The organism is Marilutibacter spongiae (genome assembly GCF_014145325.1).
Classification (GTDB): Bacteria; Pseudomonadota; Gammaproteobacteria; order Xanthomonadales; family Xanthomonadaceae; genus Marilutibacter; species Marilutibacter spongiae.
On sequence record NZ_JACHTF010000021.1, the window covers coordinates 44,590 to 62,370 of the forward strand.

19 protein-coding genes are annotated in these 17,781 nt (G+C 67.1%); 17 read left to right on the forward strand and 2 right to left on the reverse strand.

Going from position 1 to position 17,781, the window contains the following annotated elements:
• Window positions 1-57: 57 nt before the first annotated feature.
• Entirely contained in the window at window positions 58-1,578 is a 1,521-nt protein-coding gene (locus tag H4F98_RS15510; RefSeq protein ID WP_182688738.1) for an alpha/beta hydrolase, read from the reverse strand.
• Window positions 1,579-1,686: 108 nt separating this feature from the next.
• Complete coding sequence (locus H4F98_RS15515; RefSeq protein WP_182688739.1) at window positions 1,687-2,454, reverse strand: FAD-binding oxidoreductase; 768 nt, start codon at window positions 2,452-2,454, stop codon at window positions 1,687-1,689.
• A 187-nt stretch (window positions 2,455-2,641) separates the two neighbouring features.
• On the opposite strand from H4F98_RS15515, the gene H4F98_RS15520 reads away from it, so the two are divergent.
• The 17 genes from H4F98_RS15520 to H4F98_RS15600 all read left to right on the forward strand — a co-directional run.
• Window positions 2,642-3,652: an ABC transporter ATP-binding protein gene (locus tag H4F98_RS15520; protein ID WP_182688740.1), complete on the forward strand. Its 1,011-nt coding sequence runs from the start codon at window positions 2,642-2,644 to the stop codon at window positions 3,650-3,652.
• Window positions 3,653-3,699: 47 nt separating this feature from the next.
• A complete protein-coding gene (locus H4F98_RS15525; RefSeq protein ID WP_182688757.1) occupies window positions 3,700-4,518 on the forward strand; it encodes an ABC transporter permease in 819 nt (272 codons plus the stop codon).
• A gap of 305 nt (window positions 4,519-4,823) precedes the next feature.
• Window positions 4,824-5,195: a hypothetical protein gene (locus H4F98_RS15530; protein WP_182688741.1), complete on the forward strand. Its 372-nt coding sequence runs from the start codon at window positions 4,824-4,826 to the stop codon at window positions 5,193-5,195.
• Between the two features lie 421 nt (window positions 5,196-5,616).
• Complete coding sequence (locus H4F98_RS15535; RefSeq protein WP_182688742.1) at window positions 5,617-5,892, forward strand: pilus assembly protein; 276 nt, start codon at window positions 5,617-5,619, stop codon at window positions 5,890-5,892.
• Window positions 5,893-6,103: 211 nt separating this feature from the next.
• A complete protein-coding gene (locus H4F98_RS15540; RefSeq protein WP_182688743.1) occupies window positions 6,104-7,708 on the forward strand; it encodes a pilus assembly protein TadG-related protein in 1,605 nt (534 codons plus the stop codon).
• Window positions 7,709-7,785: 77 nt separating this feature from the next.
• Complete coding sequence (locus tag H4F98_RS15545; RefSeq protein ID WP_182688744.1) at window positions 7,786-8,577, forward strand: hypothetical protein; 792 nt, start codon at window positions 7,786-7,788, stop codon at window positions 8,575-8,577.
• Window positions 8,578-8,628: 51 nt separating this feature from the next.
• Complete coding sequence (locus tag H4F98_RS15550) at window positions 8,629-9,516, forward strand: TadE/TadG family type IV pilus assembly protein (RefSeq protein WP_182688745.1); 888 nt, start codon at window positions 8,629-8,631, stop codon at window positions 9,514-9,516.
• Between the two features lie 10 nt (window positions 9,517-9,526).
• Window positions 9,527-10,201, forward strand: coding sequence for a hypothetical protein (locus tag H4F98_RS15555; protein ID WP_182688746.1), 675 nt, complete (start codon window positions 9,527-9,529; stop codon window positions 10,199-10,201).
• 17 nt (window positions 10,202-10,218) lie between these two features.
• On the forward strand, window positions 10,219-10,434 hold the full coding sequence (locus H4F98_RS15560; RefSeq protein ID WP_182688747.1) for a hypothetical protein: 216 nt from the start codon (window positions 10,219-10,221) through the stop codon (window positions 10,432-10,434).
• 35 nt (window positions 10,435-10,469) lie between these two features.
• Entirely contained in the window at window positions 10,470-11,264 is a 795-nt protein-coding gene (cpaB, locus tag H4F98_RS15565) for a Flp pilus assembly protein CpaB (protein ID WP_246373292.1), read from the forward strand.
• A 23-nt stretch (window positions 11,265-11,287) separates the two neighbouring features.
• Window positions 11,288-12,610 (forward strand): type II and III secretion system protein family protein, encoded by a 1,323-nt coding sequence (locus H4F98_RS15570; RefSeq protein WP_182688748.1) that lies wholly within the window; start codon window positions 11,288-11,290, stop codon window positions 12,608-12,610.
• Between the two features lie 7 nt (window positions 12,611-12,617).
• Entirely contained in the window at window positions 12,618-14,318 is a 1,701-nt protein-coding gene (locus H4F98_RS15575) for a TadA family conjugal transfer-associated ATPase (protein WP_182688749.1), read from the forward strand.
• Window positions 14,315-15,169, forward strand: a complete 855-nt coding sequence (locus tag H4F98_RS15580; RefSeq protein WP_182688750.1) for a type II secretion system F family protein — start codon at window positions 14,315-14,317, stop codon at window positions 15,167-15,169. The genes H4F98_RS15575 and H4F98_RS15580 overlap by 4 nt, the downstream gene beginning before the upstream one ends.
• Window positions 15,166-16,053 carry a type II secretion system F family protein gene (locus H4F98_RS15585; RefSeq protein ID WP_182688751.1) on the forward strand — a complete coding sequence of 296 codons (888 nt, stop codon included), beginning with the start codon at window positions 15,166-15,168 and terminating at the stop codon, window positions 16,051-16,053. The genes H4F98_RS15580 and H4F98_RS15585 overlap by 4 nt, the downstream gene beginning before the upstream one ends.
• On the forward strand, window positions 16,050-16,397 hold the full coding sequence (locus H4F98_RS15590; protein WP_343064780.1) for a DUF192 domain-containing protein: 348 nt from the start codon (window positions 16,050-16,052) through the stop codon (window positions 16,395-16,397). Before H4F98_RS15585 ends, H4F98_RS15590 begins: the two co-directional genes overlap by 4 nt.
• Window positions 16,388-16,939 carry a tetratricopeptide repeat protein gene (locus H4F98_RS15595; protein WP_182688752.1) on the forward strand — a complete coding sequence of 184 codons (552 nt, stop codon included), beginning with the start codon at window positions 16,388-16,390 and terminating at the stop codon, window positions 16,937-16,939. Before H4F98_RS15590 ends, H4F98_RS15595 begins: the two co-directional genes overlap by 10 nt.
• A 31-nt stretch (window positions 16,940-16,970) precedes the next feature.
• Window positions 16,971-17,781 (forward strand): TadE/TadG family type IV pilus assembly protein (locus H4F98_RS15600; protein ID WP_246373293.1); only part of this gene is annotated, 811 nt, incomplete at its 3' end.

The window sequence follows — 17,781 nt, forward strand, 5'->3', positions numbered from 1 at the left end:
GGAATTCCCCTGGAATGTGGGAGAAGCCCGGCGCGCGCCTCCGCGGAGGCGCGGCGCTCAGGGTTCCCAGCCGTTGTAGGACGTGAAAGGCGGGACGTAGTCGAGGCTGTCCAGGCAACTGGCATCCAGCGCGCCCGGATCGGTCGACTCGATGAACTGCGCGATCAGCCGCGGCATGCAGCCCACGCCCATCACGCCATGCCCCTGGCCCTTGAGGGCGAAGTGGCGTGCGTTCGCCAGGCCCTTGGCGACCTCGTCGGCGTACTCGGGCGGCGTGACCGGGTCGAGCTCGCCGGACAGCAGGAGGGTCGGCAGGTCGCCGGAGTAGGGTTGGGTGAAATCCGCCGCGACGTCGCCGACGGGCCAGGCGTCGCAACCACTGAAGAACTGGCGGCCCTGCTCGGCGCCCATCAGCGTGCCCGCGTCGGCGGGGTCGGGCGTGTAGCGCGGCGCGTCCTCGGCGCAGACCACCGAACGCTGCATGCCCAGGTTCATCATCCCTTCCATCTGGCCCGACCACAGCTGGGCGATCGACATCAGCGGTTCGTACCGGCCGGCGTCGGCCTCGTCGACCACCAGGGGCAGCAGGGCACTCAGCTGGGGCACGTAGGACACGCCGTGCACGAGGCCGACGACGGTGTCGCCGGTGAGCGTGCCCTGGCGCGTCTCGAACGTGGTGGGGTGCCGGTAGTTGAGTTCGACCGGCGTCGCTTCAAGCCGCGCCTGCAGGGCCCGGATCCGCGCGACCAGGTCGTGCCCGAAACGGGATTCGCAGGCCGGCAACGCGGCGCATTGCGCGTCCTGCAAGCGCAGCGCGCGGTCGAGCATGCGCGCGAACTCGCCGCCGACCACCAGGCGGTTCGGCGCCACGCCGTCCAGCACCACGCTGCGGGTGTGCGCCGGATAGTGCATGGCGTATTGCTGGGCGACGCGGGTGCCGTAGGAACCCCCGATCAGGTTGACCTGTTCGATCTCCATCGCCTGGCGGACCGCATCGAGGTCGGCAATCGCATGCGCGGTGGTGTAGAAGCGCGTGTCGGCCCGACCCTCCAGCGAGCGCAGGCATTGCGCGAAGTAGGCTTCGGCCGCCTGCGGGTCGACGCTGTCGGCCGGGTCGATCTCGAGCGGCTTGCCGTCCGTGCCGCGGCAATCGAGCGGGTTCGACGCGCCGGTGCCGCGCTGGTCGACCAGCACGATGTCGCGTTGCTTGCGCACTTCCTTGAGTGCGTTGTCGACGACCGCCGCGACGTCCGTGGCGGCCTGGCCGGGACCGCCGGCGAGGAAGAAGACCGGATCCTCGGTGCCTCCGCTCTTGCCCTCGGCCGGCAGCCGGGCGATGTTGAGCCGGATGCGGCGCCCTTCGGGCGCGGCCGGGTTCTCGGCCACCTCGTAATGACCGCATTGCGCTTCCACGGTCGGTTGTCCGTGCTCACCGCCGAGCACGCAGGGCGCGAAATCGATGGCGCCGACGCGTTCGACGCTGGTGTCGGTTTCGACGCCCGCCGGCGGCGTCGGTTGGCAGGCGGTCGCCAGCCAGGCCGCCGCGAAGGCGGCGGGTATCAATCGGGTGCTGCGCATGGTGTCCCCATCTGTCCTTGGCCAATCGCCAACAGCATGACAGACGGAAGCCACGCGCAGAATGTGACCGATGGCATTGCCGGGCCGGAGCGACCCGCGTCGCGCGGTCTACTTGCTGCTGACGTACTTCTCGCGGCGAATCTGCCGGACCTCGAACCCGGTGTCCTTCAAGGCTTCGAAACAGGCATCGACCATGTTCGGGTTGCCGCACAGGTAGGCGATGTCCTGGCCCGCATCGGGCGAGACCTCGGCGAGGAACTGCTGCACGTAGCCTTCGCGCACGTCCTCGTGGGCATGCGGGCTGCCCGCGTCCGGCAGCTCGCGGGAGAAGCAGGGAATGAAGCGGAAATGCGCCGGGTGCCGCTCGGCGAAGGCGCGGAACTCGTCGCCGTAGAGCAGCTCGGCCGGATTGCGCGCGCCCAGCAGCAGGACCACGCGCACGCCGCGCTCGCGGATCGCCGCCTCGAGCTGCGGCAGCATCGACCGGTAGGGCGTCACGCCGGTGCCGGTGGCGATCAACAGATAACGCGCATTGGCATCGCCGGGCATCAGGCAGAAACGGCCGAACGGGCCGCTGGCGTCGATGCTGCCGCCCACGTCCAGGCCCTCGAACAGCGCCGTCGCGGCACCGCCCGGCACGTAGGACACCGCGATCTCGACCGCCTCGCCCGGTCCCATCGCGTGGTCGTGGATGGTGGCCAGCGAATAGCTGCGCTTGGTCGCGGTGCCGTCGGCGTAACTGAAGTGCACCTGGATGAACTGGCCGGGGATGAAGTCCAGCGGCTCGCCGTCGTCGCGCACGAAGGTGTAGTGGCCCACGGCCGGGGCCAGCATGCGGCGTGAAACGAGCTTGAGCGGGAAGTGCTGGATGGCCACGTTGCGGAGGATCCTGTCGTCGAAGGGTGGAGCGGCGCGCGTCCGGGCGGCGTGAATTCGGGCCCTCGCGCGCTGGAACGGTGTCCCGGGTGGAACACAGTGGCCCGGGCCGGGGATGGCGGGACGCCTATAATAACGGCTTGCGCCCGGCCAGCCCGGGTGCCGCTCCCCCGCCAAGGTCCACGCAATGATCCAACAGCCCGTCGTTCCTTCCGCCGCCCCGGTCCCGGCGCCGCCCGCCCTGTCCGTGCGCGACCTGCGCAAGACCTACGACAACCGGGTCCAGGCCCTGAAGGGGGTCTCGCTGGACGTCGCCCAGGGCGATTTCTTCGCCCTGCTCGGCCCCAACGGCGCCGGCAAGAGCACCCTGATCGGCATCGTCAGCTCGCTGGTCAACCTGAGCGAGGGCGAGGTGCGTATCTTCGGCACCGACCTGGCGCGCGACCGCAGCACGGCGATGCGCCTGATCGGCCTGGTGCCGCAGGAGCTGAACTTCAACATGTTCGAGAAGCCGCTCGACATCCTGGTCAACTACGCCGGCTTCTACGGCATCCCGCGCGAAGAGGCGCTGGTGCGTGCCGAACAGGAGCTGCGACGCGCCCAGCTCTGGGACAAGGCGCGGATGATGAGCCGCACCCTGTCGGGCGGCATGAAGCGCCGGCTGATGATCGCCCGCGCCATGATGACGCGCCCGCGCCTGCTGATCCTCGACGAGCCCACGGCCGGCGTCGACATCGAGATCCGCCGCGGCATGTGGCATACGCTGCGCGAGATCAACGCCGCGGGCACGACGATCATCCTCACCACGCATTACCTGGAAGAAGCCGAGAGCCTGTGCCGGAACCTGGCGATCATCGACCGCGGCAGCATCGTCGCCTCCGGGCCGATGAAGGCGCTGCTGGCGCGGCTGGACGTGGAGGGCTTCCTGTTCGACATCGACGGCCGCCTGCCCGACGTGCTGCCGGCGATCGAGGGCATGCAGATCACCGCCGCCGACGACCACACCCTCGACGTGGAGATGCCGCGTTCGATGGACCTCAACCGCGTGTTCGCCGTACTGGGCGAGGCCGGCATCCGGGTGCGTTCGATGCGCACCAAGTCCAACCGGCTCGAGGAACTGTTCGTACGCATGACCGGCGACAATGCCGACAGCGCCGCGGGCAGCACCACCCAGGTGGCGCCGGAACCGGCGGCATGAATGCCCGGTCCCACGACACCCGCAAGCCCGACACGCAGGAACCCGCGATGACCCCCACCCGCACCGATCCCGCCACCGGTTTCGAAGCCACCACGCCCGCGCGCCGCAACCTCGTCGCGCTCGGCACGATCGTCCGCCGCGAGATCGCGCGCATCGTGCGCATCTGGGGCCAGACCCTGGTGCCGCCGGCGATCACGATGACGCTCTATTTCCTGATCTTCGGCGGCCTGATCGGTTCGCGCATCGGGACCATGGACGGCATCACCTACATGGACTTCATCGTGCCCGGCCTGGTGATGATGAGCATCATCCAGAACAGCTACGGCAACATCTCCTCGAGCTTCTTCGGCGCCAAGTTCGGCCGCCATGTCGAGGAACTGCTGGTGAGCCCGATGCCCAACTGGGTGATCCTCGCCGGTTACGTCGCCGGCGCCCTCGCGCGTGGACTGGCCGTCGGCGCGATCGTGCTGTGCATCGCGATGCTGTTCACCACCGTGCGAGTGCCGCACCCGCTGGTGACGCTCAGCACCGTCGTCCTGGGCGCCACCATCTTCGCCCTGGCCGGCTTCATCAACGCCGTCTACGCCAAGAAGTTCGACGACGTGGCGATCGTCCCGACCTTCATCCTCACACCGTTGACCTACCTGGGCGGCGTGTTCTACTCGGTCAAGCTGCTGCCGGGCTGGGCCGAGACCATGACCCATGCCAACCCCATCTTCTACATGGTCAATGCCTTCCGCTACGGCCTGCTGGGTGTCAGCGACGTGCCGCTCTGGGTCGCCTATGCGTTGATGGTCGGCTTTGTGGTGGTGCTCGCCGCGATTGCCCTGACCCTGTTGAAAAAGGGCGTCGGCCTGCGCAGCTGAAGCTCCGGCGCGCGACGCAGTCGCGGGTCAATCCGTGCCCGGTGTCGCGAAAGCAGGCAAAGGGCGGCATCGAACCGATACAGGGCATTCGCGCCGTCTCGCGCGTCTGATATCGTCGGCCCGCGCTGATGCGCCAGGCGTCCATGATGGAGTCGCAGCCAGGTGAAGGAACACGTCGCGTTCGCCGTCCCGATCCCCGCCGCGCCTCCATGCATGTCCGCCGTCCCGGGCCAGCCCCATGCGAGGCAGCGATGCCGCGCGTGCAGGGCGGGCCGACCTGTCCCGATCCCCGCACGGAGTCCCCCATGCACAATTCCAAGCCGCGCCTGATCCTTGCCAGCCTCGCTGCCGCCCTGTTCGCCCTGCCCGCGCTGGCTCAGCAGGGCCCCGCCGACCTCGGCGAACAGATGTCGCGCATGTCCGGGGCCCTGCACGCGACCGCGCGTGCCTGCGGCGAATCCAGCGACGCCGAACTGGCGTCGATGAAGCAGCAGCAGAAGGCCAACCACGCGAACTTCGGCATGGACGCGAGCTCGTTCGATCGTGGTTTCGACGCCGGCGAGCGCGAGGCGGAAGCGAAGTGGGGCGCCCTCACTGCGTCCCAGCGCGCGAAGAAGTGCACCGAAGTCAAGCAGCAGATGGAGATGCTCGGCCAGCAGCTTGGCGGCGCCGGCTGACCCGCCTCGCGCCCGGCGATCACGCCGCCGGGCGCCTTCCCGCCCCTCCACCCAATGCAGGCGACCCGCGCGACGGGTCGGCAATGTTTCCGACGCCACGTCCCCTGTCGTGGCCCGATACGCGCAACGCAGGGCCCCTTGGCCCGGTGCGACGGGTGATCGTGCGCGGACAGACAAAAAAGTGCTTAGCCCATCACAAATCCACTGTGCGAACCATGGGGTTTCGCCTTGCCATACGCACAAGTCTTGAACTCGTCATGACTGGAGGGTACTGTTCAGTCGCCCTTCAACGTCACATTGCGTCCACATCCGTCGTGACGTGACCTGATGGGGCTGGATTAGCCGTAGACATCCACTCAGGCCTTGGCCCCGGCGAGTCTCGGGTCAGGGATTTCGATCTTGTGAGAAGGAGAGGTTACTCATGGAACTCAAGCAGCGTCGTTTTGGTAAGCTCCAGCGCGGTCAGGGCATGACCGAGTACATCATCATCGTCGCGTTGATCGCGATCGCCTCGATCACCGTCGTGAGCTTCTTCGGCGGCACCGTTCGTAACCAGATGTCGGGCATGGCCACCGAGCTTTCGGGCCAGAAGGCCACCGACGAAATCAAGGCGGCCCAGAATGCCGCGGACGCCGCGTCCGGCGATGCCCAGACCGAGAAGAACATGGGCTCGTACGAGAACACCGTCAGCAAGTAAGCGGTATCCAACCGCGGTGGTATCCCTCCCAGGTCCAACGGAAGCGCTTGTGGTCGTTAGCCCGGCTGCAGGCGCGCTCCGCTGTCGCCACGCTCCGGCCTAGCCGGCGTGGCGCGGCACCCGCGTAGCGGGTTGCCGGCACCTGAGTGGGTACCGCCCCCTTGATCGGGAGCGAGAGGCGATGACAGCCATGGAAAGTCGATCGATTCGCATGCAGGCCGGTCCCCGTGGGACGGGCGGCCAGGGCCAGCGTGGCCAGGCCATGGTGCTGTTCCTGGTGCTGGCGGGCATCCTGTGCCTCGGCGCCATCCTGATGTTCAATACCGGGCAGGCGGTCAACAAGAAGGTGCGCTTGACCAACACCGCGGACGCGGCGGCCTACAGCGTGGCCGTCCAGCAGGCGCGTGCGATGAATTTCGCCGCCTACATGAACCGCGGGCGCGTGGCCAATGAGGTCGCCATCGCGCAAATGGTCAGCCTGTGGTCGTGGCTGAACATGTACCACACGCATACGGTCGCGGGTTACAACCTGATGACCTACCTGAGCCTCGTGCCGTACGTGAACATCGTCGCCAGACCGCTGGCCCAGGTATACAAGGTCGCCGAGCAGATCATGGCCAAGGCGCGCACCGTATACCGGCCGATCGCTTCCCAGGTGATCTCCGGCAATGGCGGCGCGCTGCCGCTGTCGCTGGACGACTGGAACCTCGTACTCGCCGAGGCCGCCGACGCCATGCTCACCATTGGCGCCGGCGTGGACGGCTACATGATCGCGCGCGATGTCGTGCAGAAGAACGATCCGACCGCCGAGATCGCGCCGGCGGGGGTCCTGCTGCTGGGTAACCAGCTGCGCAAGGCCGCCACCACCAGCGGCCTGCTCGAACGCCACAAGGCGAACCGCCGCAATCCGGGGATGGATCGCTTCCGCAACGTCGTGATGGCCTCGCGCGACCGTTTCAGCGCCGATCGCAACGACTCCTTCGGACCGGACCTGGGCATCGTCGAGATCAAGTTCCGCGAACGCGGCGGCACCGACATGGTCGAGTACAACCGCTGGTCCGCCGTCGATACGCTCGACTTCTCGGTCAAGGTCGACCTGTTCGTCTTCGAGTTCGACTTGAACGTGCCGCTCGGCTTCGGTGGTGCGCAAGCGGTGAAGAGTGGCCAGCCGAAGTTCTTCCCGGGCATCCGCAGCGGCGGCCGCAACCAGCGCGGCAATGGCTGGTACTCCGAATACCATCCCGGCAACCGCACCTACGCCCAGTACAACGGTGCGACCCACAGCACCGCACGCAGGCTCGCCGAACGCTACCCCTCGGTGAACGTGCCCGGCTACGTGCCCTTCTTCACGCCCATGCGTCCCAGTGGCGGCCCGAACAAGAAGCGCGACGCCTACTTCACCGGATACAACGGCCTGCGCGACTACTACGAGGTCAAGGGCGAATACGCACAGACGCCCGAGGGCGACAAGGCCGGGCCCGTATTCACCGTGCTGGTGCAGAGCAAGCGCCAGGACGCGCGCACCAGCGAGGACATCAACGGCATCGGAGGTCCGGTCGGCGGCCAGCTGGAGATGAAGAACGCCATGAACAACGACCAGATGACCGCCATCGCCTCGGCGCAGACCTACTTCAACCGGCCGCCGGCCAACGCGCTCTTCAAGCGCATGGTGCCGCGTTCCTGGAACGGCGACGCGCGGGCGGTCAACGAACTTGAAATGGGCAGCCTGTTCAGCCCCTACTGGCAGGCCAAGCTGGTGGAGACGCCCAAGGCCGATTACATCGCCGCGGGCCTGGGCTCGCTCGTTTCCGGATGACTACGGTACTCAACAAAGGCAGCAGCGTGACGGCACAGAGGCAATCCCGACACCGACGTTCGACGATCCAATCCTGCATGGCCGTGGCCATGCTGGGGATGGCCGCGTGTTCGCAGGATGCGAACGGGGGCGGTGCCGGAGCGGGCGACGAGGCGACCGCGTCGATCCCCGATTCGCCACCGATTTACCTGGACCGCACCGTCGAGGTCCTCGACGCGCAGGGACGCAACCCATTGCAGGCCGGCTACCGCATGCGCCTGGACGACTGCCGCAAGGCCGGCGTCGCGACGCAGCCTTTGGGCGAGGATGAAGTGACGAAGCTGGGCACCGAGCGCTGGCGTTACTGGAAGAGCGGCGGGCGGATCGCGTTGCGGGTCGAGCATTGGGAAGAGGGCAATCCCGACGAGGGGATGGGCGCCGCACCCGCGTCGATGTGCGCTTTCGCGCTCAAGCTGTCGGGCAGCCACGATTACCACGACGCCTCGCGCAGCGTCAGCGTCGACCTGGAAACCGGCGAGCGCTACGAAGATCCCCCCGTCGAAAGCCTGTTCGCCGGCGAAGTGTCCGGGGACACGGGCGACGCGTCCACGAAATGGGCCGGTTGGCCGCGCCCGGCCGAGTCGACCGTCGCGGGGCAACCGTGCCGGCAGTGGACATCGCCCGACGGCGATCGCCTGTGCCTCTGGTCCGGCGGCGGCAAGTGGGGCTTCAGCGACGACAACCCCGGCGTGTTCGACGAGGAGACCGGCCGGTCCTTGTCGCAACTGGTCCTGAGCGCGCAGCAGGCGCCCGGGCAACGCTCGCTGCGACTGGTGACGAACGCATTCACCGTCGGCGAGTCATTCGACGAAAAGGAGATGCTGCCCTAGGGGTGCCCCGGGGCGAGCATCGCGACACGGAACGAGGAGCGGAGGGATTCGATGAACAGATCCATCGACAGGAACGTAGGCGGAAGGGGCGTCGGTCCGCGCCTGCAGCGTGGCCAGGCGCTCGCCGAGCTCGCCATCCTTGCCGTACTGCTGGTGCCCTTGTTCCTGCTGATCCCCATGCTGGGCAAGTACGCGCACACCCGCCAGGTGGCCCAGCAGGCCGCGCGTGCGGCGGTCTGGGAAGCCACCGTCGTCGACGGCTACGACTGGAACGGCACGCTCAAGAACACCGCCTGGCGCAACAAGCAACGGCAATTGTTGATCGATCGCCACTTCGCGATGGGCGATACGCGCATCGCCTCCCAGGCCGCACAGGCGCAGGACACGGCCGCCGTGGACGCCCCGATGATGGGAACGTTCTCCGGCAAGCCCCTGCTGACCCGGGGCGACTTCGTCCTGGCGCCGTACACCAATGGCAGCGCGGGCGCGATCTCGAAACTGCTGGAGGGGCCGGGCTCGCTGCTCGAGAAGCTGCCGGGCGAGTTCCCGCCCAACAAGCATGGCCTGGTCACCGCGAAGGTGGAGGTGCGCCCGCGCAACCTCGAGACCCGCCAGGGGACCGCGGCCACCTTCCTCAAGCCTTTCGATGCCATCGACCTGGTCATGACCAGCGAGCAGGCCCTGCTGGCCGACACCTGGGGTGCCTCGGGCAACGGCCATCTCGATGCGGGCTCGGCCTTCCGCAACAACCGTCGTGTCCGCGACCAGGTGCGCACCCTCGTGCCCTCCGCATACCTGGGCGATTCGATAGGCGAGGTCCTCGAGAAACTCGAGCCGATGGAGAAGGTACCGCTGATCGGCGTGCCGTTCCGGATCCGCCCCGGCTACATCGAGCCGGACATCGTGCCGCGCGACCGCCTGAAGCCGTACCGGCCCTGAGTCGCGCCCGATGCCCATTCTCCGACCCGCACTCGCGTTCGCCGCCTTCCCGCTCCTGGCGTTGCTTCCCTGGCAGGCCCAGGCCTGGCCCGACGTGCCCCTGCCCGAGGGCAGCAAGGGCCAGATGGTCAGCGAGCACATGAAATACAACGGCCTGGACATGCAGTCCAGCCGCTTCGCGAGCACCGAAGCGGTCGAGGACGTCATCGCGTTCTACCGGGCGAAGTGGCCGGAGCGAACCGTGGTCGACCAGGCCGAGGGCAAGACCCTGATCGGGCACATGGAGGGCGAGCACTACGTCACCATCGAGATCGAGTCCGATGGCGCCGGCAGCCGCGGCACCATCGGCATCCTCAAGTCGCCCGCCGAGGGCCAGACGCCCAACCTGGGGGAGGGCTTCTACCGGCCGGCCGGGACCGACGTGGTGAGCGACATCATCTATCTCGACACACCGGGCAAGACGCGCACCCTGGTGCTGCAGAACCGAATGTCGCCGTACGTCAACCAGCAGAGCTACAACCAGCGCATGCGCGCGGAGGGCTGGAAGAGCGTGGGGTCGGCGCCCTGCCGTCCGAGCTCGCTGGAGTGCGTCGCCCGTTTCGAGGGGGCGGGCGGCAAGAAGATGTCGATGACGATGAGCCGGGGCGAGGGGGCGGTGACGTCGACCGTCGTCACGATCGAATGAAGGGGAGGGGAGACGCCATGCCGCCAATCGCAGTCCGTCGCAGGCCGGTGGTCCCGGCGACGCCCATGCGGGTCCGGGGGAGCGCGGTCATCGAGTACAGCATCATCACGTTTTTCGTCGTGGTGGTGCTGATCGCGAACCCGAACGTGGTGTCGCAGCTGATGCAGGCCATGAAGGACGTCTACGAGGCCTTCAGCTACGCACTTTCAATGACATATCCAACACCGGATTGATAACGAGGCGAGGGGAGCACGTGGCACTACCGAGATTGAACAAGAACGTCCTGTTCCTGGGCGGGGCGATACTGCTTGGCCTGATGGCGGCGCTGTTGAGCATCAGCTACATCCGCGAGAAGGTGGCCGAAGCCACCGCCGCAGCCAAGGTCGATGTCGTCGAGACCCAGGTGGTGGTGTCGGCCCGGGACCTCGCCATCGGCGACACGGTCGCGGAGGGCGACCTCGTCACGCGCAGCGTGCCGGTCGACTTCGTGCCCGCCGACGCGGTCACCAGCGCCAACTACATGGACTACGTCAACCGCATGGTGCGGGCGCCGATCAAGCGCGGCACGCCGCTCAGCGCCAGCGCCCTGGTGCCGCTGTACGACAAGTTCTCCCACGTGATCGTCCCGGGCAAGGTGGCCTACACCCTGTCGGTGAACGAGAACAACTCGATCTCGGGGATGATCGAGCCGGGCGACGCCGTCGACATCCTGCTCACCTACGACGCCGACAAGGGCGTGGACACCTCCAGCCCCACGCAGAAGCGTGGCGAGCGGGTGGTGCCGTTGCTGGAGAGCATCACCGTCCTCGCCACGGGTTCGCGCGTGGGCGAGGTCATTCCCGGCGAGGAGAACCTCGCGTTCTCGAGCGTCACCCTCGAGCTCGACCCCTCGCAGGCCGAGCAGCTCACCATCGGCCAGGGCGCGGGCGAGATCCGCGTCCTGCTGAGGAACTTCGAGGACAAGACGCCGTTCGGCCTGACCGGGCTCACCGAGAAATCGCTGATGAGCCTGTTCGGCAGCCAGGCTGGCGATGATGTCGAGTACATCATCGGCGGCAACTGATCACTTTCCGGGATTTGATTTCAATGCACAGGGATTCGTTCAAGCAGTTCTTCGCCACCCTCCTGCTCCTGCTGGCCGGCACCTCCGCGGCGTGGGGGCAGACGGTCAACCTGCCCAATGAGTTGAACCTCTATGGCGGGCAGGTCATCGTCTACAACAGCAGCCGTCCGCTGGAGCGCGTGGCGGTCGGCAATGGCGACCTGATCGAGGTCACCACCATCGAGAAGCGCCAGCTGGTCGTCATCGCGGGTGCGGGCCAGACCGGCTACACCACGCTGCACGTCTGGTACGAGGACGGCGGTCAGCGTGCGATCGTCGTCCACGTCAATGCGGCCAACGCCCTGAGCAACAGCGCGCGCGTCCAGCAGATGCTGGCGCTCGAGCCGGGCTCGAAGGCACGCGTGGTCGACATCGACGGCAGCGTCGTCGTCACCGGCGAGCTCACCTCCGAGGAAGCCGCGCGCGTGGAGGAAATCAAGAAGGTTTATCCGAACCTGGTCAACCTCAGCACCGCCGACAACGTCGGCATGAAGCCGATGGTCCTGATGGACGTGCGCATCATGGAGTTCAAGCGCAACTCGCTGCGCAACCTCGGCATCCGCTGGGACAGCGTCATCGACGGACCCTCCGGCGGCGCGATCAAGGACTTCTCCAGCTCCTTCTTCCGCATCCTCCCCGACGGCAGCCGCTTCGAGGACATCGCCGACCAGCTGCCGGCGCGGATCAATCCGATGGCGACGTACTTCGGCATCGCCACCTCGATCACGTCCAAGATCAACCTGCTCACCCAGAACGGCGACGCCTTCGAGCTGGCCTCGCCGCAGTTAAGCGCCCGCAGCGGCGGCGCGGCGAACTTCCTGGCCGGCGGCGAAGTGCCGATCCCGTTGACGAGCAGTTTCGGCGCCACCAACGTCGAGTTCAAGGAATACGGCATCAAGCTCGACATCGAGCCGTTCGTCAACGAGAACGACGAGATCTTCACCAAGGTGTCCACCGAGGTCAGCAAGATCGATCCCTCCGTCAGCGTCCAGGGCATCCCCGGCTTCCTGACCCGCAAGACGGGTACCGAGATGAACGTCAAGTCCGGACAGACCATCGTGATTTCCGGGCTGGTCGATATCGCCGGCACCAAGGGTTTCGGCGGCATCCCGGGCCTGGCGAACATCCCGATCCTCGGCCGCCTGTTCCGTTCCGACGACTTCCAGGCCGGTCGCACCGACCTGGTGATCTTCGTGACGCCGCGCGTCATCACTCCCGACCATCCGGCCAACATCGACGCCATCCAGAAGAGCGAGCGCATGCTCGAGGACTTCAAGCGGACGATCGGCACGGACATCTTCGACTGAGGCGCGCATGTTCAACGTCCTGGTCGAAGCCCCGAGAAGCGAGCCACGCAAGATCCGCTGCCTGCACAACGAGTGCGGCATCGGCCGTGGCGACGACAACCTCGTCGTCCTGCAGGGCTGGTCGATCGCCAAGCGCCATGCCCTGATCCGCGCGCTGGATGAAGGCGTGTTCATCGAGTCCACCGGTGGCCGCGTGCCGGTCCGGGTGAACGGCACGACGGTGCGGGACCGGTCCGGTCCCATCAGCAGCACCGACGTCGTCGAGATCGGCGACTACCGCATCCGGATCGTCTCCGACGCCGGCCATCGCGCCGAGCGGGCCACGCCCGCGCCGCCGGCGGTGGCGCCGCCGCCGCCCGAGCCCGCGAACGAGCCGGTAGTGATGTCCGACTCCACCGAGATCGCGACCACCGCCGACGCACCGCCGGACATCGTCATCTGGCGCGAACGCGTGCACGCCGCCCTGGTCAAGCTGATGGACCTGCGCCGGCTCGACGTGCGCAGCCTCAGCGATGCCGACCTGCGCGAGAAGACCTCGGAGATGATCGAGGCGGTCCTCGACAAGGAGTTCTCGGACCTGCCGAAGGCCATCAGCCGGCGGATGCTCGCCAAGCAGGTGCTCGACGAGGCCATTGGCCTGGGACCGCTGGAAAACCTGATCGACGACAACAGCGTCACCGAAATCATGGTCAATGCGCACGACCAGATCTACATCGAGCGCGCGGGCCGGATCGAGAAGTCGCCGGTGTACTTCACCAACGACCGCGCGGTGCTCTCGGCGATCGAGCGCATCGTGGCGCCACTGGGTCGCCGCATCGACGAAAGCTCGCCGATGGTCGACGCCCGCCTCAAGGACGGTTCGCGTGTCAACGCGATCATCCCGCCGATCGCGTTGCGCGGTCCCAGCATCAGCATCCGAAAGTTCGCCAAGAAGAAGCTCGACGGGCGTGACCTGCTGGGCTACGGCTCGCTCGACGAGAACATGCTGGCGTTTCTGGAAACCGCGGTGCGCGAGCGCAAGAACATCGTGGTGACGGGAGGCACGGGCTCGGGCAAGACGACGCTGCTCAACATCCTGTCGAACTTCATCCCCGACCGCGACCGCATCGTCACCATCGAGGACGCCGCCGAGCTGAAGCTCGTCCAGCCCAACCTGGTCGCGCTCGAGGCGCGCCCGCCCAACCTCGAGGGCAAGGGCCAGGTCACCATCCGCGACCTCGTCAAGAACGCACTGCGCATGAGACCGGACCGCATCGTGGTCGGCGAATGCCGCGGCGGCGAGACCCTGGACATGCTCCAGGCGATGAACACCGGCCACGAGGGCTCGCTCACCACCGCGCATGCCAACTCGCCCCGCGACGCGATCTCGCGCGTCGAGGTCATGGTGCTGATGGCGGGCATGGAACTGCCGATGGCGGTCGTGCGCGAGCAGATCGCCTCGGCGGTGGACATGATCGTGCACCAGCGACGCTTCCCCTGTGGTTCGCGCAAGGTCACCCACATCACCGAGGTGACCGGGATCGAGAGCGGTACCATCCAGCTGCAGGACATCTTCATGTTCCGCGTGCGCAACCACCATGGCGCCGACGGCCGCGTGGTCGGCGAGTTCCAGGCGACCGGCGCGATCCCCGAGTTCATGGAGGAACTGGCCGACCGCGGCGTCAAGATCGACCTGTCCATCTTCCGCAAGCCGGAGGAGGAGCTATGAGCGGACAGGTCATCCTGATTGCGCTGACCGCGTTCGCCGCCATTGCCCTGGGCGGCCTGTACGCTATCCGTGCCGGCGACGCGTTCATGGCCCGCTACCACCAGGCGTTCATGGAACAGGCGCGGGTCAACCTGGCCGACATGTTCCTGTTCATCGATCCGCGGCAGCTCTACCTCACCAACGTGGTCGTGCTGATTGTGGTACCGCTGCTGCTTTGGGCGATCACCGGCAAGCTGTTCCTGGCCCTGATCGCGGCGGTGCTGCTGGCGGTCATGCCCAAGAAGATCTACCGCTGGCTGCGGCAGCGCCGGATCAACAAGATCCAGGAGCAGTTGCCCGATGCGTTGATGATGCTTTCGGGCACCATGAAGGCCGGCCTGGGCTTCTCGCCCGCCCTCGAAAGCCTGGTCAAGGACGGTTATCCGCCGCTGGCGCAGGAGCTCGCCCTGGTGCTTCGCGAACAGCACCTGGGCGTCAAGACCGAAGTGGCGCTCGAGCGTTTCGCCGAACGCGTGCCCGTCCTCGACGTCAAACTATTCGTCTCGGCCGTGTCGATCTCGCGCGAGGTCGGCGGCAACCTCGCCGAGAGCCTGAAGGTCCTGGCCGACACGCTGCGTCGCCGCCTGATCATGGAAAACAAGGTCAAGGCGCTCACCGCGCAGGGCAAGCTGCAGGGCATCGTGATGGCCATGCTGCCGGTCGCCATCACCGCCTACCTCGCCACCGCCTATCCCACCACGATGGAGCCGATGTTCAACACCTGGACCGGATACGCCGTCATCGGCGTGTGCGCGATCCTGGAGTACATCGGCTACAAGATGTGCGTGAAGATCATGACGATCGACATATGATCCAGCTCCTACTCCTCGCCCTATGCGTCGTCGGCGCCATCGTGATGGTGTTCGCCGGCACCCGCGGCCTGCTCAACCAGGTGCCCCAGGACGAACGCGACTACCAGGATCCGCTGCCCTTCGGCCTGAAGATGATCTGGCCAGTGGTCGCCGCGGCCACCCACGTCATTGGTCCGCGCCTGAAGCCCGCCGACCTGGAAAAGTCGCATCGCACGCTGCAGGCCGCGGGACAGGACTACCTGGTCTCGCCGGAAGAGCTGGCGGGCCTGCGGGTGGTGGCCAGCGGCATCATGGTCGCGTTCTTCCTGCTCGTCGTGATGCTGCTCAAGCAACTCAACTTCGGCACGCTGCTGTTCTGCCTGGCCTTCGGCGGACCGCTGGGCTGGATGTACCCCAGCCTCTGGCTCAGCGAGCGTCGCAAGACCCGGCAGAAAAAAGTGATCCGCGACCTGCCGATCTTCCTCGACTTCATCACGATGTCGGTCGAAGCGGGCCTGAACATCACCGGTGCGATCGAGCAGGCCGTGCTCAAGGGGCCGATGGGTCCGCTGTCGCAGGAGTTCTCGCGCATGCTCCGCGACCTGCGGGCCGGCCTGCCGCGCTCGGAGGCCCTCAAGCGCCTGGCCGACCGCATGGACATCGCGCAGATCTCCAGCTTCACCAGCGCGTTGATCCAGGCCGACCGCGTCGGCGCCAGCCTCGGCGAAACGTTGCGGGCACAAGCCATGCAGCGCCGCGAGGAACGCTTCCTGCGCGCGGAGAAACTCGCGCTGGAGGCGCCGGTGAAGATGATGGCACCGCTGATCATGTTCTTCTTCCCGCTGATCTTCATCGTCCTGGCGTACTTCATCTACCTCAAGATGGTGGAGGACGGAATCCTGTGAGGCGGGTCGCGCTCTACCGGGGGGCGGCCTGCCTGTTGCCCAGTGCGATGGCGGCGCTTTCGTGGGGGGCGCGCCTGCGCGGCCTGCTGTTCAGGCGCCCGCTCGCCCGCGACGGCAGCGAAGGCATGCTGATCTCGCCCTGCGGCAGCGTGCACACCTTCGGCATGACCTATCCGATCGACGTGGTCTTCCTCGACCGCGCCGGTACGGTGCTTCGCGTGTGCGAATCCCTGCGCCCCTGGCGCTCGGCGATGCAGCGTGGTGCGCGCAGCGTCATCGAATTCCACGGCGGCGCCGCGCGCTTGCACTCGATCAAGGCAGGAGACGTGATCGCATGGAAATGAATCAACGCATCCGGGTCGTCGCGTGCGCGGCGCTCGTCCTCCTGGCGGGCGGTTGCGCTGGCGGCGCCGCCACGCGTGCGGTCACGCCCGCGCCCCAGGAGGATCTCGTCGTGCTCGAGCAGCGCGCCGATGCCGCCTACCGCAACGGCGACGACGAAACCGCCGCCGTGCTCTACCGCGACCTGGTGGAAGCCATGCCCGCCGAGGGGGAGTACTGGTACCGGTTGGGCAATGCCCTCTTCCGCCGCGCCAACTACGAAGATGCCTCCATCGCCTACCGGCAGGTGCTGGCCGTCGATCCGGCCAACGCCAAGGCCTGGCACAACCTGGGCGTTGTCCGCGTGCACCAGGCCCAGGCCGCGTTCGCCGCCGGCGTGCAGAACGCGGGCGAGGGCGGCGACGTGTTCGACGAGAGCCTGAGGCTGTCGACCTCGCTGTACTCATTGATGGACGAAAGTCGCGACGCCGGTCCGCCCCCCGGACCCTCGGCGACGGAACCGGCACGGTCGACGGCGACCGAACCCAATGCAATGGGCCGCTAGGCCCGACACAGGGAGCGAGATCATGGAATCGATGCGCACAATCGCCCGACCGATGGACTTCGGACGGCGACAGACCGGCCAGTCGTTGCCGGAATTCCTGGTGGTCGTGCCGGTTTTCCTGTTCCTGGTGCTGCTGATCTTCCAACTGGTGTTGATCTACCGTGCGAAGACGGTCCTCGACTACGCCACGCTGGAAGCCGCGCGCGCGGGGGCGGTGCGCAATGCCAACAAGAACGAGATGGGCGACGGCCTCGCCAGGGGCCTGGCGCCGCTCTATGCCACCACGAAGGGCGCGGGCGGCCTCTACACCGCGTGGGCCAAGGCCAAGGCCGACATCGTCCTGAATGCCGATATCGAGATCATCAGTCCCACGCAGCAGGCCTTCAACGAGTTCAAGGAAAAGCAGTACGACGGTCGCGCGGCGATCCCCAACGACAACCTTGCCTTCCGCAGCACCGCCGTCGGCTCGAGCGGCGTGAACGTGCAGGACGCGAACATGCTCAAGATCCGCGTCAAGTATTACTACCCCCTGATCGTGCCCTTCGTCGACCGCGTGATGCGCGGCGACTCCGACTACGTCAAGAGCAAGGGCCTGCTCGATCCCGGCAAGGTCAGCATGAAGAACCCGATCCTGGCCGGCCCGATCCTCGGTAACCACTTCCGCATCCCGCTGGAGTCGACGGCGATCGTCCGCATGCAAAGCCCCATCTACGACGCCAGCCACCTGGCCAAGGGCGGTGCCAAGCCGCCGGGTGGCGGCGGTGGCGGTGGCGGTGGCGGTGGCGGCGGCGGCGGCGGCGGTGGCGGCGGCGGCGGTGGCGGCGGTGGCGGCGGCGGCGGCG

Bases quoted from the DNA above. Each gene is read 5' to 3' on its own strand.
- H4F98_RS15510 (WP_182688738.1), bottom strand. From the start codon at position 1,578: ATGCGCAGCACCCGATTGATACCCGCCGCCTTCGCGGCGGCCTGGCTG.
- H4F98_RS15520 (WP_182688740.1), top strand. From the start codon at position 2,642: ATGATCCAACAGCCCGTCGTTCCTTCCGCCGCCCCGGTCCCGGCGCCG.
- H4F98_RS15525 (WP_182688757.1), top strand. From the start codon at position 3,700: ATGACCCCCACCCGCACCGATCCCGCCACCGGTTTCGAAGCCACCACG.
- H4F98_RS15530 (WP_182688741.1), top strand. From the start codon at position 4,824: ATGCACAATTCCAAGCCGCGCCTGATCCTTGCCAGCCTCGCTGCCGCC.
- H4F98_RS15535 (WP_182688742.1), top strand. From the start codon at position 5,617: ATGGAACTCAAGCAGCGTCGTTTTGGTAAGCTCCAGCGCGGTCAGGGC.
- H4F98_RS15540 (WP_182688743.1), top strand. From the start codon at position 6,104: ATGCAGGCCGGTCCCCGTGGGACGGGCGGCCAGGGCCAGCGTGGCCAG.
- H4F98_RS15545 (WP_182688744.1), top strand. From the start codon at position 7,786: ATGGCCGTGGCCATGCTGGGGATGGCCGCGTGTTCGCAGGATGCGAAC.
- H4F98_RS15550 (WP_182688745.1), top strand. From the start codon at position 8,629: ATGAACAGATCCATCGACAGGAACGTAGGCGGAAGGGGCGTCGGTCCG.
- H4F98_RS15555 (WP_182688746.1), top strand. From the start codon at position 9,527: ATGCCCATTCTCCGACCCGCACTCGCGTTCGCCGCCTTCCCGCTCCTG.
- H4F98_RS15560 (WP_182688747.1), top strand. From the start codon at position 10,219: ATGCCGCCAATCGCAGTCCGTCGCAGGCCGGTGGTCCCGGCGACGCCC.
- H4F98_RS15570 (WP_182688748.1), top strand. From the start codon at position 11,288: ATGCACAGGGATTCGTTCAAGCAGTTCTTCGCCACCCTCCTGCTCCTG.
- H4F98_RS15575 (WP_182688749.1), top strand. From the start codon at position 12,618: ATGTTCAACGTCCTGGTCGAAGCCCCGAGAAGCGAGCCACGCAAGATC.
- H4F98_RS15580 (WP_182688750.1), top strand. From the start codon at position 14,315: ATGAGCGGACAGGTCATCCTGATTGCGCTGACCGCGTTCGCCGCCATT.
- H4F98_RS15585 (WP_182688751.1), top strand. From the start codon at position 15,166: ATGATCCAGCTCCTACTCCTCGCCCTATGCGTCGTCGGCGCCATCGTG.
- H4F98_RS15595 (WP_182688752.1), top strand. From the start codon at position 16,388: ATGGAAATGAATCAACGCATCCGGGTCGTCGCGTGCGCGGCGCTCGTC.